At 65.1% G+C, this 1,340-nt stretch carries 2 protein-coding genes; one reads left to right on the forward strand and one right to left on the reverse strand.

Annotated features, from left to right (window positions below):
* A partial coding sequence (locus ACY45C_RS14705) for a redoxin domain-containing protein (RefSeq protein WP_462188169.1) occupies positions 1-411 on the reverse strand: 411 nt, incomplete at its 3' end.
* A gap of 132 nt (positions 412-543) precedes the next feature.
* Here ACY45C_RS14705 and ACY45C_RS14710 point away from each other — a divergent pair.
* Entirely contained in the window at positions 544-1,164 is a 621-nt protein-coding gene (locus ACY45C_RS14710; RefSeq protein ID WP_462188170.1) for a TetR/AcrR family transcriptional regulator, read from the forward strand.
* Positions 1,165-1,340 lie beyond the last annotated feature (176 nt).

Here is a 1,340-nt window from a genome sequence, read left to right on the forward strand (position 1 = left end):
AGCTGTGATCACGCTGCCATTGGGGGCCAGGACGAAACCGGTTGACTGGAGGTACCGCCGCGGGTCGCCGGAGGATTCATCATTGATGTAGGCATCCGTCGCCTCGGCTATCCCGTCGACGTCGGCACTGTGACCGACGGGAAAATCGATGCGATGCTTGTCGACGAGTCTGCGGCCGCTCTCCTCGTCGTCGACGGACAGCGCGGCGACCCGGACATCGAGATCCGTGAGAGCGTCGCCCGCCCGCTGGAACGCCGCGAGTTGTGCGTTGCAGTACGGGCACCACGATCCGCGATAGATCAGGACGACGCCGAAGTGGCCGGCCAGGTCCTCTGGCAGGCAGAGGGACCCTCCGCCGACCTTGGGAACCTGGACCTTCGGGAAGAGCTGGCCGTTGTCGAGCCGATTCATGATTGTTGCTCCCTCGCGCTGTCGCGTCGGGCGATGTTGCCACTTTGAGTAGTGGACTGTCTGGTCCAGCGTACGGAGCTAGAATTGAACTCACAAGTCCAGTTTCGGTTAGCCTTACCGTCCGTGAGATCCATGAAGCCTGTGCCGATACTGACCCCTCGGGGTGCTGCGACCAGAGCCCGCATCGTGGCGGCCGCGGCCGAGCTGGTGCGCGAGCGCGGGGCGGCCGGCACGAGTCTGGACGATGTGATGGCTGTCACCGGGACCAGCAAGTCGCAGCTGTACCACTACTTCGCCAACAAGGACGACCTGATCCGGGCGGTGATACGGCAACAGGCGCAGCAGGTTGTCCAGGCCCAGCGCCCGGAGCTGGACTCCCTGGACTCCCTGGCCGCCCTGGGGCACTGGCGAGACAAGATCATCGAGATACGGGCCGCGGTCGATCACACCGGCGGATGCCCGCTCGGGTCCCTGGCCAACGAGCTCGCCGATGGCGATCCGCGGACCCGTGGCGTCCTGCAGAGCTGCTTCACCGAATGGGAGTCCCCGCTGCTTGCCGGACTCACCGCGATGCGCGAGCGGGGAAGTCTTCGATCGGAAGCGGATCCGGCCGCGCTCGCCGAAGCCATCATGGCCGCACTGCAGGGCGGTCTGCTGCTGAGCAAGACTTATCGCACCGATCGCCCGCTCGTTCGAGCATTGGACATGGCCATCGACCATGTCCGCAGATACTCCTGCGATGATGAGACGTGATCTCGGGAATCGGTATTTCGGCTGGTCGCACGCAGTCGCGGGCCGTGCCAGGTGGCGTCCGCGGCCCAACCCTCCACGCAGGTGATCAGTGATCGGCAGCCACGACTCGTGGTGAGAGTGTAGGACACCCCGAACATACGGACGATCACGGTGGCGATCCGGGTCAGGGTCCAGCG

The organism is Frankia sp. CcWB2, from assembly GCF_977927585.1.